Genomic DNA, 15,241 nt, shown 5'->3' with positions numbered 1-15,241 from the left:
GGGTATAGACTGCGGTATTTCAGAAGGAGAATGCATGCGCATCTTTGTCGTGCTGATGCTGATCGGGATCATCGCCAGTCTCGGCAGCGCTCTGGTCTATATCTATCGCGATCACGGTCCAGACAAGAACAGAGCGGTCAAGGCACTGTCCTTGCGAGTCGGCCTTTCGTTCGGGCTATTTCTACTCCTGATGGCTGCGCACTGGTTTGGCTGGATTGTTGACCGCCTGTAATGACGGCGAGAAGTCATGGGTGGCATGGGTGGCGCACCGCTTCGCTTGGTGCGCCACGTGCCGGAGGGAAGAAGTTACAGCCAATAAACGACGACGAACAAGCCGAGCCAGACGACGTCCACAAAGTGCCAGTACCAGGCAACGGCTTCAAAGGCAAAGTGTCGCTCGGGAGTGAAATGCCCCTTCATTGCCCGCAAAAGAATCACGATCAACATCGTCGCACCGAGCGTCACATGAAAACCGTGGAAACCGGTCAACATGTAAAAGGTTGAACCGTACACACCTGTGGTCATCTTGAGGTTGAAGTGGCTATAGGCTTCACGGTATTCGTACACCTGCAGGCCAAGAAAGAGCAGGCCAAGCAGCACGGTCAGGAACAGACCGATGATCAACTGCTGCCGCTTGTTGGCGACCAATCCCCAGTGCGCCCAGGTCACCGTTGCTCCCGAACTCAGCAGCAGCAGGGTATTGATCGCCGGGATGCCCCATGCATGCATCGGCGTGAACGCGTCCTTGGCCGCAGGACCGGCTGTTGGCCATTGATTTTTGAAGCCTTCCCAAAGCGCTGCCTGATCTGCACTGGCCAGGTCAGGAATCGACAGAACGCGAACATAGAAGAGGGCGCCAAAGAAGGCAGCGAAGAACATCACCTCCGAAAAGATAAACCAGGCCATCGACCAACGGAAGGAACGATCCACCTGCAGGTTATAGCGTTGGCCTTCGGATTCACCAATCACGCGTCCAAACCAGCCAAACAGCATGACCGTCAGAACGGCAAACCCACCGAACAGAAAATAAGCGCCGTAAGCAATCGAGTTAAACGTCAGAATGGCGCCGGTTGCCAGCAAGAGCAAGGCAAGCGACCCAACCACCGGCCAGTGCGAAGGCTCGGGAACGAAATAGCGGCTAGCTGATGCGGGGTGACTCATTTTGATTCCCTCCAAATCATTTGTCGTTATGGTTCTGTTACTTTTTTCTCATGCGTCCGATCAATGACGACTGATGTAAATGGCCACGCTGACCAGTGAAAGCACAAAAACCAGCATGAAAGCGAGCGCTGTGATCAGCAACTTCACCGGCGATAACGGTGGCGCATCGTGCGTGTACGGTTTGTGTCCGCGTATCCCCAACAGCGCCCAGGCAACCGTACGAATGGTACGAAACAACCCGTCCTTCGGCGGTTGTGGATTCACGACCACATCATTCACGTCCGGTTTTCCTCGCGTGCCGGCGATGAATTCGCACTGCCGCCCGTTGGTACGGGTACTTCGAAGAAAGTATATGAAAGTGTGACCGTACCCACGTCATCTGGCAATTTTGAATCAAGCAGGAACACGACGTTCATTTCGCGGACCTCGTGCGGAGCAAACGTTTGCTGCTTGAAGCAAAAGCATTCAAGTTTCTTCACGTAGCTGCCTGCATGCTGCGGGCCATAGCTGGGAACCGCTTGTCCGACCACTGTGCTGTTGCGCGTATTCTCGACTCGATAGACCACGTGCACGATCTCGCCAGTCTTGGTCGTGAGGCTGTTCGTTTGTGGGCGAAAGAGCAGCCCGTTCTCATGACTGTTGGCATCAAACTCCAGGGTCACGGGCCGCCCCGGGAGTGATGGCCGCGCAAGCTGTTCTGCACGGTCGATGTCGTACAGGCCGGTCCATTCGCAAAAGGCCCGGTATAGCCGCGGCTGTGCGGCAACAAACAGCAGGCTGCCGGCCACGACAGTCAGCATGACCGCAGCGGTGTGGGCATGACTGACTGCCCGCCGCTGGGTGTCGGCAGCAGTTGCTGCCAGTGGGCCGGATTCAGGATTCAACTGCTGGCGATCCATTGACGGATGATGAAGCTAAGAAAGACAGCGGTTGCAAACAGGGCGAGGCCGACCGCGATGCGGCGGCTGCCCTGTTCGCGTGACGATAAGTTGCGGGTCATGTATGCGCCTCAGCCGCATTAAATGCTGGCGGATCTTCAAACGTATGGTACGGGGCAGGCGAAGGCACTGTCCACTCCAGTCCATGCGCGCCATCCCAGGGCCGGCTTTCTGCCTTGGCGCCCCCTTTCAAGGCCTGGAAGACGATGATCAGGACCAGCAACTGACTTACACCGAAGCCGAAGGCGCCAACGCTGGAGATCACGTTGAAATCTGCGAACTGCTGCGAATAGTCGGGAATCCGACGCGGCATGCCCGCCAGACCAAGGAAGTGTTGCGGGAAAAAGGCGATGTTGAAGAAAATGATCGACAGCCAGAAGTGCAGTTTCCCCAAACCTTCGTTGTACATGTGACCGGTCCACTTCGGTAACCAGAAATAGAGGCCGGCATAGGCAGAGAAAAGCGCTCCAGCCACCATGACGTAGTGAAAGTGGGCTACGACATAATAGGTATCCTGCAACTGGATGTCTACCGCCGTGATCGCCAGTACCAGCCCGGTCAGGCCGCCAATGGTGAACAGCACAAGAAAACCAAGGGCAAACAACATCGGGGTTTCAAAGGTCAGCGACCCTCGCCACATGGTGGTGACCCAATTGAAGACCTTCACTCCTGTCGGCACGGCGATGAGCATCGTTGCATACATGAAGTAGAGCTGTCCCGTGAGCGGAATGCCCGTTACATACATGTGGTGCGCCCAGACGAAGAAGGAGATCAGGCCAATTGCGGCAATTGCATAGACCATTGAAGCATAGCCGAACAGATGCTTGCGCGAGAAAGCCGGGATTACATGGGAAACGACGCCGAAGGCGGGCAAAGCGATGATATAGACTTCGGGATGGCCGAAAAACCAGAAAATGTGCTGAAAAAGTACCGGATCGCCCCCGCCGGCCGCATTGAAAAAAGTGGTCCCGAAGTGACGATCGGTCAGGAGCATGGTCACCGCACCCGCCAGGATCGGCATTGACGCGATCAGCAGGAAGCCCGTAACCAGCCAGGTCCAACAGAACAACGGCATTTTCATCAGGGTCATGCCGGGCGCGCGCAGGTTGAGAATGGTGGTGACGATGTTGATCGAACCCATGATCGACGACATGCCAAGGATGTGGACCGCAAAGATGGTCATGTCCATTCCTATCCCCATTTGTACCGACAGTGGGGGGTAGAGGGTCCAACCGGTTCCGGCGGCGCCTCCTGGCACGAATATTGACACCGATAGCAGAATGGCGGCTGGCGGCAGCAACCAGAAACTCCAGTTGTTCATCCGCGCGAATGCCATGTCGGATGCCCCGATCATCATTGGGATCATCCAGTTGGCGAAGCCGACGAAAGCCGGCATGATCGCCCCGAAGACCATGATCAGGGCGTGCAGGGTCAGCATCTGGTTGTAGAACTCCGGGGACACGTACTGGAGTCCAGGGGAGAACAGTTCAGCGCGAATGATGAGTGACATCGCGCCGCCAACGAGGAACATCACGAAGCTGAACCACAGGTACATCGAACCGATATCCTTATGGTTGGTGGTCGTCACCCAGCGTTTCCAGCCGCTTGGATAGTGGGCATGGTCGTCATGATGATGGTCGCCGGCATGTCCGGCAGTGTGCGTGGCTTGCATAATCAGTTTCTCCTGAGGGCCGGTAGCGCGATCACTTGCCGCGACGTGCCTTGACTTCGGCGGGTTGAATGACTTCGCCGAGTTGATTGTTCCATGCGTTCCGCTCGTAGGCTACAACGGCTGCGATATCCGTATCACCCAACTGTGGGCCGTAGGCTGCCATGGCAGTACCCGCTTTACCGTTGATGACGATGTCGAGATGACCCTCTTTCGGGCCCTTGACAATCTTCGATCCGTCCAGGGCGGGAAACACGGGGGGCAATCCCTGCCCATTCGCCTGGTGGCAGGAAGCACAGTTGGCCGTATAAACCTTCTCGCCGCGGGCAACCAGTTCATCGAGCTTCCAGATCTTGTTCGGATCATCCGCAGCCGCAGCCATCTGTTGCTTCTGATCGGCAACCCAGGCAGCATACTTTTCCTCGGAGACGACCTCGACCACCACCGGCATGAAGCCGTGGTCCTTGCCGCAGAGCTCCGAGCATTGGCCGCGGTAAGTGCCTTCCTTGTCCGCACGAAACCAGGTATCGCGCAGGAAACCAGGGACCGCGTCGGTCTTTACGGCGAAGGCCGGAACCGACCAGTTGTGGATCACATCGGTCGCCGTCGTGAGAATGCGCACCTTTTTTCCGACCGGTACCACCAGTGGGCGATCGACTTCCAGCAAATAGTGCTCGCCCTTGGGTGCCTTGTTTTCGATCTGCTCGCGCGGGGTGGAAAGCACACTCATGAACTTGACTCCGGCGGCGTCACCAGTGAGGTATTCGTAGCCCCACTTCCACTGGTAGCCCGTAACCTTGACGGTCAGATCGGGTTGCGAGGTGTCACGCATGTTGACCAGGGCCGACGTGGCCGGGAAGGCGATTGCGATCAGAATCAGCGCCGGAACGATGGTCCAGGCCAGTTCCACCGTGGTATTGTCATGAAAGTCAGCCGCCTTGTGGCCCCTGGATCTGCGGTGAAAGACCAGCGAATAGGCAACTACCGCAAAGACCCCGACAAAAATGGCGAAGATCACCCAGGTGAGCAGGGTGTGGAGGTCATAGACGCGCTTGGCTGCGGCGGTCACGGGTTCTTGCAGATTGAGTTGCCAGGCAGCGTTCGCGGCGCCGCTGAGGATGCCGAGCAACCCGGCAAACAGCCCGGCCTTGGCCAGTCGCAAACGATTCAGGTAGCGGTTCTTGTTTGAGTATCGTGACATCTTCTCCCTCTCCCCATCAAGTGCATTTGCCGCGCGGAACTGCATCGGCGGATAGACTTGATGCATTCGAAAAATCTACCAAAAAGGGCTCGTGCGAGCCCCTGTTCCAGTTTTTCACCAACCGCGAAGGCTATCACAATAAATTGATATGGATCAATTGGCCACTAAAAAAAACAGGAAAGACAACGAATGACGATACGAATAACACAATGTGGGGGAGCCCGTTGCCAACAAAGTGTGGCCCCGTGCTAGAATTTCGCGACCGATACCTTGATTTGTATCAAGTCCAGCCAGACTGTTCGGGGAAGCTGGCCATTGAGGAGGGGATTGATGAGCCTGGTGGCAACCCGGACAGTGGCAGGACGAACGTGGGTGGCACGCCCGAACCGGTCTCTTTCGGTGATTGATCGCAAGCGGGTGTTTGGTGCCATGGTGGTGGTTTCGGGCACGATCGCGTTGGTTTTTTCGTATTTCGGTGCTTGGCCGATTCTGCCGTTTACCGGCTTCGAGCTTGCGCTGCTGTGGTGGGCGTTGCGATGTTGCGAGAAAACGGCAGAAGATTTCGAGAGAATTGCGCTGGCATCGGGGCAACTGACGATTGAAACCCGACGGGGCGGGCTGGCAGAGCGCCACGAGTTTCGGCCGTACTGGGTGCAACTGCAGTATGTCAGGTATCCGGGACAAGGGAGTCATCGCTTGCTGATTCGCTCGCATGGCCGAGAGGTCGAAGTCGGTCGCATGTTGACCGAAGAGCAGAAAAGGGTGCTTGCCGCAGAGCTGAAACAAATTCTCGGTGCTGCCTGGCCCGACAAGAACTATAAGGAGACAAATTGAAGGCACTTCATCGTTTCTGCTGTCTACGGGCGGGTGCTTCGCTACCCGTTCCAGTGGAATCACAACGCGCTAGCCGGGCAGACCGGACATGCAAGGGGGGACCTGCCAAGGAACCCCGCCGAAAGACCACGGGTCGGAGAAAACAGTAAGATATGGCCGCTATCAGCACAAGCTCCCGTCGTTCGGCCGGACAACGCCTGGGTGCTTTCTTCGAGTTGTGCAAGCCGCGGGTCAACAGCCTGATCGTGTTTACAGCCATGATCGGGATGTTTCTTGCCACGCCATCATTTCCGCCATTCGGGCTTTTTGTCTCGGCATCCGTGGGGATTGCGCTGGTCGCTGGTGCTGCGGCAGCAATCAACTGCCTGATCGAAAAGCATATCGATTCGTTGATGGCGCGCACGCGCGCGCGCCCGACGGTGCGTGGAGAAGTCTCGTCCACGGAAACCCTGACCTTGGCGACTCTCGTCGGCAGTCTCGGATTGTGGATCCTGCACAGCTTTGTCAATCCCCTGACGATGTGGCTGACGCTGGCCACCTTTCTCGGCTACGCCTTGGTTTATACGGTGCTGCTGAAACCGGCGACACCGATGAACATCGTCATCGGGGGAGCCTCCGGTGCCATGCCGCCGCTCCTGGGCTGGACGGCGATCACCGGTCAGGTGGGTCCCGAGGCGCTGGTCCTCTTCCTGATCATTTTCATTTGGACGCCGCCCCATTTCTGGGCGCTCGCGTGTTACCGTTGTGCCGACTACGCCAAGTCGGGCCTGCCGATGCTGCCGGTAACCCATGGCATTCGCTTCACCTGCCTGCACAGCCTGCTGTACGTGGTCATGCTCACTGCCGCAACGGTGTTGCCCTACACCCTGGGAATGAGCGGCCCTTGGTATCTGGTCAGCGCACTGGTCCTCGATGTGATTTTCCTGGTCTACAGCGTCACCTTGTGGCGTGATTACAGCGACAAGCTGGCGAGACTGACTTTTCGCTATTCGATCATCTACTTGACGCTGCTGTTCGCGGCCCTTCTGGCTGACCATTTTCTGTACTGAAAGGCCCGCCAGCGAGTGCTGCCAGCAGTTTGTCGTGGATGCCGCCAAAGTCGCCGTTGCTCATCACCAGCACCTGGTCGCCGGCGCATGCGGTGTCTGCGATGCGTGCCACCAGGCGTCCGAGATCATCGTCGATGATCACCCTGTCGCCCAGCGGAGCGAGTGCTTCGGCAGCGCTCCATCCGAGATTCGCGGCGTAGCAGAAGACCAGGTCGGCGTCGCCAAGGCTGGCCGGCAGCAAGGCCTTCATCACCCCGAGCTTCATGGTGTTCGAGCGTGGCTCCAGGACCGCCAGAATGCGGTCGCTGCCAATCTTGCTGCGCAGGCCCGCCAGCGTCGTCGCAATGGCCGTCGGGTGATGGGCAAAATCGTCGTACACGTGGACACCTCCAGCCGCCCCCCGCAGTTCCAGACGACGCTTGACATTCCTGAAGCGTGACAGTGCTGCCAGGCTTCTGGCAAAGGGTACCCCGGCATGCCTGGCTGCAAGCAGGACGGCGACTGCGTTGCTGCGGTTGTGCGTTCCAGTCAGGCTCCAGTTCGTACTGCCCACCAGTTCGTCGCCGTGCAACAGATGCAGCGATCCGTCGGTATCGCTCCCTTCCGCGCGCCAGCCACTGGCATCGTTGAAGCACTCGACCGGCGTCCAGCAGCCTTTGGCCAGGACACGAGCCAGGTTGCCGTCGGCGGCGTTCGACACCAGCAGCCCATGGCGTGGCAGAGTACGAACGAAATGGTGAAATTGCGTCTCGATCGCCGCCAGATTGGCAAAGATGTCGGCATGGTCGAATTCGAGATTGTTCAGGATGGCCGTCCGTGGGCGGTAGTGAACGAACTTGGAGCGCTTGTCGCAGAAAGCGGTATCGTACTCGTCGGCTTCAATCACGAAAAACGGCGCGTCCGTGTTGTTGCCGGACAGACGCGCTGAAACCCCGAAATTCACCGGCACGCCCCCGACCAGGAAGCCTGGACTCAGCCCCGCGTCCTCTAGGACCCACGCCAGCATCGCGGAAGCCGTCGTCTTGCCGTGCGTTCCGGCCACCGCCATCACCCAGCGCCCCTTGAGAACATTCTCGGCCAGCCACTGCGGACCTGAAAGGTAAGGCAGGCCGCGGTCAAGGATTTCCTCGAGCAGGGCGTTGCCGCGCGTAATGGCATTACCGACCACGTAGCAGTCGGGTTCGAAAGCCGTTTGCGCGCTATCATAGCCTTCAATGACTTCGATTTCTGCAGCCTCAAGCTGTGTGCTCATCGGCGGGTAAACCCCGCTGTCACAGCCCGTGACGTGATGCCCTGCGGCACGCGCCAACTGTGCAAGGCCTGCCATGAAAGTGCCACCAATGCCGAGGATATGAATATGCATGTCCAGAATCCAAGTTAAAATCAGGCTGAGGAGACGCGATTGTACCCTTGCCCGAGGTTTCGCGCGCCTGACCACTCCCTTGCCATTGCCAGACCCCTTCGGGATCCATCCATGAGCGGCCGACAGGATCGCCAGCACAATTCCCAGCAACGCAGTTCCCAGCAACGCAGCCGTGTGGCCGCACTCGCCGCCCGTCTGATGGCCCAGGACGGAATCAGCGATCTCACTCTGGCGAAACGCAAGGCAGCACGTGGCCTTGGCTTGCCGGAGAGCGTGGGCATGCCGGACGACAGCGAAGTCGAGGCCGAACTGCGGGTCTACCAACGCTTGTTCCAGAACCAGGAACAGCAGGCCAGAAGCCTGCATTTGCTGCGCACTGCGGCGAGGCTGATGACGACCTTGCAACGCTTCAATCCCTATCTGACCGGATCGGTGCTCGATGGCAGCGCCGGCCGTTATGCCGAGATCGACATTCAATTGTTCCCGGACAGTGCCAAGGACGTCGAAATTTTCCTGCTCAACGAGGGTATGGCCTTCCGCCATAGTTTGCCACGCACCGATCGTGCCGAAGCCGTGCTGACGATTCTCGGTGATGACGAAGTGGCCAATCTTGTCATCTACCGACGTGACGAGGAACGCGTCAACTTCAGGACGCGTGATGGCAGAATCCGGGAACGCGCCCGACTGGACGCCGTCAAGAGGCTGCTGGCGGCCAACTGCATGCCCGATAGATGAGAAACGCGGTCCTGATCGGCCTGTTTGCCGCTGCCTTGCTGGCTGGAATCTTCGCCGCATCGCAACGTTCCGGTTCGCCGCCGCAGGTCTGGCCAGCAGTACCGGCCGAGGTGCTGGCACGCCTGTTTGCCAGCAGTCTCGAAGACGTGCACGGGAAGTCTCATCCGTTTTCGCGCTGGCAAGGAAAAACACTGGTCATCAATTTCTGGGCCACCTGGTGCCCGCCTTGCCGGGACGAAATGCCGGCGTTTTCACGACTGCAGGGCCGCTATCTGCCACAAGGTGTGCAGTTTGTCGGCATTGCGCTCGACAGCAAAGACAACATACGCACTTTTGCCGAAACCCATCCGGTTGGCTACCCGCTGCTGATCGGTGACGCAGCCGGCGTCGACCTTGCCGGGCAACTCGGGAACGCCGCTCTGGGTCTGCCCTATACCCTGGTGATCAGTGCGCAGCGCGAGGTTCTGCTGCGTCGACTGGGTCCCTTGTCCGAGAGCGAGCTGGATCGGATACTGCAGCAGGTGGGGACGCGCTGAAGACGTGTTGCTGGACAAAATGCGGCCATTTACGGCAAACTGACGGTCATGAAGAAGCAAACTGCGTCGAAAACCGACACCATGTCAGATCTCCCCAGGCTGCTTGTCCTGCATGGACCCAATCTCAATCTGCTGGGTACTCGCGAACCCGCGTACTACGGTTCAAGCACACTTGCCGAGATCAATCTCGCACTTGCCCACCGTGCCGAGGCCGCCGGAGTTCATCTCGAAACCTTCCAGAGCAATCACGAGGGGGCGTTGATTGAGCGCGTCCATGCGGCGAGCGCCCAGGAAGTCCGTTTCCTGATCATCAACCCGGCGGCTTACACGCATACCAGCATCGCGCTGCGCGATGCACTCGCCGGCACCGGCATTCCCTTCGTCGAAGTCCACCTGTCCAACGTGCATGCCCGTGAACCGTTCCGCCAGCACTCGTATTTTTCCGATCTGGCGATTGGCGTGATCAGTGGCCTGGGCAGCGAGGGCTATCTGCTGGCACTGGAATATCTCCTGGGCAGGATCTCCGCCGAGCGAAACCTTTGATCGCCTGCGGGCTGCTCTCAACGCCCGTCCCGAGCTTGACCGCAAACAATAACAATCATCCGGAGTGAATCCATGGATCTGCGAAAACTGAAGAAACTTATCGACCTTGTCGAGGAATCGAGCATTACCGAACTTGAGATCAACGATGCCGAGGAACGGGTCCGCATCGTCAAGCACGGCGGCGGCATGATGCAGCATGCTTACGCGCCGCCGGCCCCCTTGTCGGTAGCGGGACCGGCAACCGTCACAGTGGCCGAGTCGGCGGAACCCGAGCTTCCGGAAGGCGATCCGATCAAGGCGCCGATGGTCGGCACTTTCTATCGTGCATCGAGTCCCGGAGCTGAACCTTTCGTCGAGGTGGGCAGCGTGGTCAAGGTTGGCGATACGCTCTGCATCATCGAGGCGATGAAACTGCTCAACGAGATCGAAGCCGAGCGGGGTGGAACGATCAAGGCGATTCTGATCGAGAACGGTCAACCGGTCGAATATGGTGAACCCTTGTTCATTATCGGCTAACGGTCATGACTTTTCCAGGCACCCCTGATCATGAAAGTCATGACCGTTTCCCTCTCCCCCGACCCCTCCCCCGCGAGGGGGAGGGGAGATTCGTGAGTCGCTGACGCGACTTTCACATTAAGGAGATTCGTCCGCCATGTTCGGGAAAGTCCTTATCGCCAACCGCGGAGAAATCGCCCTTCGCATCCAGCGCGCCTGCCGTGAACTCGGGATCAAGACCGTGGTTGTGCATTCGGAGGCTGATCGTGAAGCCAAGTACGTCAGGTTGGCCGACGAGTCGGTCTGCATTGGTCCGGCGTCTTCTGCCCACAGCTACCTCAATGTGCCGGCAATCATCTCGGCGGCCGAGGTCACTGACGCGCAGGCCATCCACCCAGGCTATGGTTTCCTGTCCGAGAACGCAGACTTTGCCGAACGTGTGGAATCCTCCGGTTTCGTTTTCATCGGACCCCGTCCGGAAACGATCCGGTTGATGGGCGACAAGGTTTCCGCGAAGGAGGCCATGCGCATCACAGGAGTTCCCTGCGTACCCGGTTCGGAAGGTGCGCTGCCCGATGATCCCAGGGAGATCGCACTGATTGCCAAAGCCGTCGGCTACCCGGTGATCATCAAGGCTGCGGGAGGTGGGGGTGGGCGCGGGATGCGTGTCGTCCGGACCGAAGCCGCGCTGATCAACGCCGTGAACATGACTCGTGCGGAGGCACAAAGCTTTTTTGGAAATCCCAACGTCTATCTGGAGAAATACCTGGAAAACCCGCGCCATGTCGAGATTCAGGTTCTGGCCGACAGCTTCAGGAACGCGGTCTACCTCGGCGAACGTGATTGCTCGATGCAGCGCCGTCACCAGAAGATCATCGAGGAAGCGCCGGCCCCCGGTATTCCCAGCCGGCATATCGTGCGCATCGGCGAGCGTTGTGCCGAAGCGTGCCGGCGCATCAACTATCGTGGTGCAGGTACCTTCGAATTCCTTTTCGAGAATAACGAGTTTTACTTCATCGAGATGAATACCCGCATTCAGGTCGAGCATCCGGTGACCGAACAGATCACCGGTGTCGATCTTGTTGCCGAGCAGATCCGCATTGCTGCAGGCGAGAAGCTGCATTTCAGACAGCGCGATCTGACCTTCCGCGGTCACGCCATCGAATGCCGGATCAACGCCGAAGACCCCTTCACTTTCGTTCCCTCACCGGGCAAGATCAGTTTCTATCATCCACCGGGCGGGCCGGGCATTCGCGTGGACTCGCATATCTATCAGGGCTATACCATTCCTTCGCACTATGACTCGATGGTTGCCAAGGTGATCGCTTATGGCGACAGCCGCGACCAGGCGATTCGCCGCATGCGTATTGCCCTGTCGGAAATGAGTATCGAAGGCATTACGACGAACATCGCGCTGCATCAGGAACTGATGCAGGACGCTCGCTTCATGGAGGGGGGCAGCAGCATCCACTATCTCGAGCAAAGGCTCGCCGCCAAGGACGAGGTCAACAAGGGTGGCTGATCGTCGCTGAATCACGATGGCCTGGTTATCTCTGAGCATCCAGACCGACTGCCAACATGCCGAGGCGCTGGCTGACGCGCTTCTCGATGCAGGCGCGCTGGCCGCCAGTATCGAAGATGCGGATGCCGGCACCCCCGACGAACAACCGCAGTTCGGCGAACCCGGTTCGCCCAGCCGCCCAGGCTGGGCGCATTCACGGGTCATTGCACTGCTCAAACCGGATAGCGACACCAGGCAACTGCTGACGACCTGTGCGGCACTGGCCGGTCTCGACGATTTTCCGTCCTTCACGCAGGAAGAGGTGGCCGATCAGGACTGGGTGCGACTGACCCAGTCCCAGTTCGAACCGATTCGTGTCTCGGAGCGCTTGTGGATTGTCCCTTCATGGCACCAGGCTCCTGATCCGCAGGCAATTGTCCTGGTGCTCGATCCCGGCATGGCGTTCGGAACGGGTTCGCATCCGACCACCCGGCTGTGCCTGGAATGGCTTGAGTGCCAGGTGTTGCCGGGGATGTCGATGCTCGATTATGGCTGTGGCTCCGGGATTCTCGCCATCGCCGCGGCCAGACTGGGTGCTGGCGACGTGATCGGGGTCGATATCGATCCGCAGGCGGTGATCGCAGCCAGGAACAATGCCGAGGAGAACGGGGTCAGCGCCCGCTTCCAGGATTCAGCAAACGAGCTACATGGCCAGTTCGACCTCGTGGTCGCCAACATCCTTGCCAATCCGCTCAAGGTCCTGGCGCCGTTGATCAGTGCGCACGTTCGCCGAGGTGGCAGCCTTGCCCTATCAGGCATTCTCTTCGAGCAGGCGGACGAGCTGATTGCCGCCTACACGCCTTACCTTGAGCTGAGAATTGTCGACACGCGCGACGGCTGGATATGTCTGGCAGGTATCAAGGCTTAACGTGAAGACCTGCTGCCCGAGCTGCCAGACCATCTTCCGGGTCACTTCCGAGCAGATCCGGGCGCGCGCCGGCAAAGTCCGCTGTGGGCAATGCCGAACGGTATTCAATGCCATCGACGGACTGGTCGACGACGACGCGCCGCCGACCCCGATCGCCCCGGAGCCGGCGGCGGGAGCGACTTCTGCGGAGCAGGCGACGGATGCCGCAGCGGTCGCCGCGGTCGCTATCCAACCTTGGCAGGCGCCCACCCATCACCCCGGCTTCGAAATCGATCTGGCCCTGCCGCCCGAGCTGGCTTTGCCACCGGTTTCCGAGCCGGTCGATGTGCAGCCAGACGACAGGTTGCCCGAGCCTGCGCCAAGCGCTCCCGAACTCGGCCTGACTCATGCCGAGGAGCCGGCAAGGGAAAGTCTGGTGCGGCCTCGCGAAACGCTGGCCTACGGCAAGTGGCTCGAAGGCGTGATGGGCCGGCCGGCGTTGCCGGCAGATCGGGCGATGACCAAGCCATACGCGATCATCGCCCTGTTGCTTGCCGTGATGCTTGCCTGCCAGGGGGTGTTTCATTTCCGTGTGGCCATCGCGCTGGGTCTACCCGGCTTGCGGCCAGCACTGGCGGCGCTGAGTGATGCCCTGGGGGCCGACATGCCGCTGCCGCGTCATTCAGAGTGGATGAGCATCGAGACATCGGAATTGCAGATCGATCCGGGACACCATAAACTGCTCGCCCTGCAAGCCACGCTGCGTAACCGGGCGGCGTATGTGCAGGCCTACCCGGCGCTTGAACTGACGCTCACCGACACCCATGACAAGGTGGTCGCACGCCGCGTTTTGCAACCCGATGAGTATCTGCCACCTTCGGGGCTGCTGGATGAGGCGTTCGCGGCCAATGCCGACCTCGAACTCAGATTATGGCTCGAGGCTAGCGGGATCAATGCTGCCGGTTATCGGCTTTACGTTTTCTACCCCTGATTGCGCCCATTCCCGGAGGCTGCCGAGGCCGAGCAGGCCTGTGGCTGCCGTTCCTTCCTGTCATTCCTTTCTTTTGCAACCCACTCATCACTCCGGAAAGTCCATGCCTACGCTCATTTGCGGCTCCATTGCCTTCGACAACATCATGGTTTTCCATGATCGTTTCAAGAATCACATCCTGCCCGAGCAGATTCACATTCTCAATGTCGCTTTTCTGGTGCCCGAGATGCGACGGGAGTTTGGCGGTTGCGCGGGCAACATTGCTTACAATCTCAAACTGCTCGGTGGTGACCCCTTGATCATGGCCACGGTGGGCGACGATGCCGACCCCTATCTGGTGCGACTCGATGACCAGGGCCTGACGCGCGCGCATGTGCGCCGGATTGCCGGCAGCTTCACCGCGCAGGCCTTCATCACCACCGACCTCGACGACAACCAGATCACCGCTTTCCACCCCGGCGCGATGATGTACTCGCACCTCAATCGGGTTGTCGATGTCGAGGGGGCGACGCTCGGCATCGTCGCTCCCGATGGGCGTGACGGCATGCTGCAGCACGCACAGGACTTTGCGGCGGCGGCGGTGCCCTTTGTCTTTGACCCCGGTCAGGGCTTGCCGATGTTCTCCGGTGACGATCTGATGAACTTCATGCGTCTGGCCAATTACGCCTGTTTCAATGATTACGAAGCGAAACTGCTATGTGACCGAACGGGTCGGTCGATTGAGCAACTCGCTGCTGAAGTCGAAGCGCTGGTCATTACCCTGGGCGGTGCCGGTTCGCGAATTTATGTCGGCGGCCGCTGCCATGAAATTCCCTGTGTCCAGGCTGACGCCGTTGTTGACCCCACCGGCTGCGGTGACGCTTACCGCGCGGGCCTGCTCTACGGAATTGCCGCCGGCTGGGACTGGGAGAAGATTGGTCAGCTTGCAGCGGTGATGGGCGCCCTCAAGGTCGCCCATCGGGGTGGCCAGAACCATCGTCCGAGCCGGGATCAAATCGCCAGTCTGTTCGCCAGGGCTTTCGGCACTGCTCTCTGGTAAGCGCTGCTCAGGAGGGCGTCTTGTTGCGCTCGCCGGAATGCCTGAGCGAAGTGCCACGATACGGGCATTCCGTCTTGGTGCATTCGGCGTAGAGATAAAGCGCGTGTTCGCGAATGACGAAACCACGTTCCTTGGCAATCTTCATTTGCCGGCGTTCGATCTCGGCATCGTAGAATTCCTCGACGCGGCCGCAGTCTACACAGACCAGGTGATCATGGTGCTGTCCGGGGCTCAACTCGAAGACCGCCTTGCCTGATTCGAAATAGTGGCGCTCAAGCA

Annotated in this window: 18 protein-coding genes; 11 read left to right on the top strand and 7 right to left on the bottom strand. The window is 59.1% G+C overall.

Annotation, left to right across the window (positions count from 1 at the left end):
• The first annotated feature begins 34 nt into the window (after positions 1 to 34).
• Positions 35 to 232, top strand: a complete 198-nt coding sequence (locus V5B39_RS05560) for a twin transmembrane helix small protein (RefSeq protein WP_332341931.1) — start codon at positions 35 to 37, stop codon at positions 230 to 232.
• A gap of 74 nt (positions 233 to 306) precedes the next feature.
• Here V5B39_RS05560 and V5B39_RS05555 read toward each other — a convergent pair whose 3' ends face one another.
• The 5 genes from V5B39_RS05555 to coxB form a co-directional block, all read right to left on the bottom strand.
• Positions 307 to 1,161, bottom strand: coding sequence for a cytochrome c oxidase subunit 3 (locus V5B39_RS05555; protein WP_332341930.1), 855 nt, complete (start codon positions 1,159 to 1,161; stop codon positions 307 to 309).
• A 60-nt stretch (positions 1,162 to 1,221) separates the two neighbouring features.
• The gene (locus tag V5B39_RS05550) at positions 1,222 to 1,440 is read right to left on the bottom strand and encodes a DUF2970 domain-containing protein (protein WP_332341929.1); all 219 of its coding nucleotides are present in this window, start codon (positions 1,438 to 1,440) and stop codon (positions 1,222 to 1,224) included.
• On the bottom strand, positions 1,437 to 2,060 hold the full coding sequence (locus tag V5B39_RS05545; protein WP_332341928.1) for a cytochrome c oxidase assembly protein: 624 nt from the start codon (positions 2,058 to 2,060) through the stop codon (positions 1,437 to 1,439). The genes V5B39_RS05550 and V5B39_RS05545 overlap by 4 nt, the downstream gene beginning before the upstream one ends.
• Before the next feature lie 97 nt (positions 2,061 to 2,157).
• Positions 2,158 to 3,771, bottom strand: coding sequence for a cytochrome c oxidase subunit I (gene ctaD, locus V5B39_RS05540; RefSeq protein WP_332341927.1), 1,614 nt, complete (start codon positions 3,769 to 3,771; stop codon positions 2,158 to 2,160).
• A gap of 31 nt (positions 3,772 to 3,802) precedes the next feature.
• On the bottom strand, positions 3,803 to 4,969 hold the full coding sequence (gene coxB / locus V5B39_RS05535; RefSeq protein WP_332341926.1) for a cytochrome c oxidase subunit II: 1,167 nt from the start codon (positions 4,967 to 4,969) through the stop codon (positions 3,803 to 3,805).
• A 330-nt stretch (positions 4,970 to 5,299) separates the two neighbouring features.
• Between coxB and V5B39_RS05530 the strand changes: the two genes are divergently transcribed.
• Together V5B39_RS05530 and cyoE are read left to right on the top strand one after the other, a co-directional pair.
• On the top strand, positions 5,300 to 5,803 hold the full coding sequence (locus tag V5B39_RS05530) for a DUF2244 domain-containing protein (protein WP_332341925.1): 504 nt from the start codon (positions 5,300 to 5,302) through the stop codon (positions 5,801 to 5,803).
• A gap of 152 nt (positions 5,804 to 5,955) precedes the next feature.
• Positions 5,956 to 6,852, top strand: a complete 897-nt coding sequence (cyoE, locus tag V5B39_RS05525; protein ID WP_332341924.1) for a heme o synthase — start codon at positions 5,956 to 5,958, stop codon at positions 6,850 to 6,852.
• Here the strand turns inward: cyoE and mpl are convergent.
• Positions 6,797 to 8,215, bottom strand: a complete 1,419-nt coding sequence (mpl, locus tag V5B39_RS05520) for a UDP-N-acetylmuramate:L-alanyl-gamma-D-glutamyl-meso-diaminopimelate ligase (RefSeq protein ID WP_332341923.1) — start codon at positions 8,213 to 8,215, stop codon at positions 6,797 to 6,799. The two genes, cyoE and mpl, sit on opposite strands and share 56 nt — an antisense overlap.
• A 111-nt stretch (positions 8,216 to 8,326) precedes the next feature.
• Here mpl and V5B39_RS05515 point away from each other — a divergent pair, with 111 nt between their 5' ends.
• From V5B39_RS05515 to V5B39_RS05480, 8 genes are all read left to right on the top strand, one after another.
• A complete protein-coding gene (locus V5B39_RS05515) occupies positions 8,327 to 8,950 on the top strand; it encodes a hypothetical protein (protein ID WP_332341922.1) in 624 nt (207 codons plus the stop codon).
• Positions 8,947 to 9,486, top strand: a complete 540-nt coding sequence (locus tag V5B39_RS05510; protein ID WP_332341921.1) for a TlpA family protein disulfide reductase — start codon at positions 8,947 to 8,949, stop codon at positions 9,484 to 9,486. The genes V5B39_RS05515 and V5B39_RS05510 overlap by 4 nt, the downstream gene beginning before the upstream one ends.
• A gap of 48 nt (positions 9,487 to 9,534) precedes the next feature.
• Positions 9,535 to 10,029 carry a type II 3-dehydroquinate dehydratase gene (gene aroQ, locus V5B39_RS05505; RefSeq protein ID WP_332341920.1) on the top strand — a complete coding sequence of 165 codons (495 nt, stop codon included), beginning with the start codon at positions 9,535 to 9,537 and terminating at the stop codon, positions 10,027 to 10,029.
• Between the two features lie 72 nt (positions 10,030 to 10,101).
• Positions 10,102 to 10,545, top strand: a complete 444-nt coding sequence (gene accB / locus V5B39_RS05500; RefSeq protein ID WP_332341919.1) for an acetyl-CoA carboxylase biotin carboxyl carrier protein — start codon at positions 10,102 to 10,104, stop codon at positions 10,543 to 10,545.
• 136 nt (positions 10,546 to 10,681) lie between these two features.
• Positions 10,682 to 12,046 (top strand): acetyl-CoA carboxylase biotin carboxylase subunit, encoded by a 1,365-nt coding sequence (gene accC / locus V5B39_RS05495; RefSeq protein WP_332341918.1) that lies wholly within the window; start codon positions 10,682 to 10,684, stop codon positions 12,044 to 12,046.
• Positions 12,047 to 12,062: 16 nt separating this feature from the next.
• Complete coding sequence (prmA, locus tag V5B39_RS05490; RefSeq protein ID WP_332341917.1) at positions 12,063 to 12,953, top strand: 50S ribosomal protein L11 methyltransferase; 891 nt, start codon at positions 12,063 to 12,065, stop codon at positions 12,951 to 12,953.
• A gap of 1 nt (position 12,954) precedes the next feature.
• Positions 12,955 to 13,923: a DUF3426 domain-containing protein gene (locus V5B39_RS05485; protein ID WP_332341916.1), complete on the top strand. Its 969-nt coding sequence runs from the start codon at positions 12,955 to 12,957 to the stop codon at positions 13,921 to 13,923.
• 103 nt (positions 13,924 to 14,026) lie between these two features.
• Positions 14,027 to 14,962, top strand: coding sequence for a carbohydrate kinase family protein (locus V5B39_RS05480; protein WP_332341915.1), 936 nt, complete (start codon positions 14,027 to 14,029; stop codon positions 14,960 to 14,962).
• A 7-nt stretch (positions 14,963 to 14,969) separates the two neighbouring features.
• On the opposite strand, the gene V5B39_RS05475 is transcribed toward V5B39_RS05480, so the two are convergent.
• Positions 14,970 to 15,241, bottom strand: a 272-nt coding sequence (locus V5B39_RS05475) for a transcriptional repressor (protein ID WP_332341914.1), incomplete at its 5' end; no start/stop codon positions are given.

Origin of the sequence: Accumulibacter sp. (genome assembly GCF_036625275.1) — a bacterium.
GTDB lineage: Bacteria > Pseudomonadota > Gammaproteobacteria > Burkholderiales > Rhodocyclaceae > Accumulibacter.
This window is presented reverse-complemented; position numbering and strand designations above follow the sequence as displayed.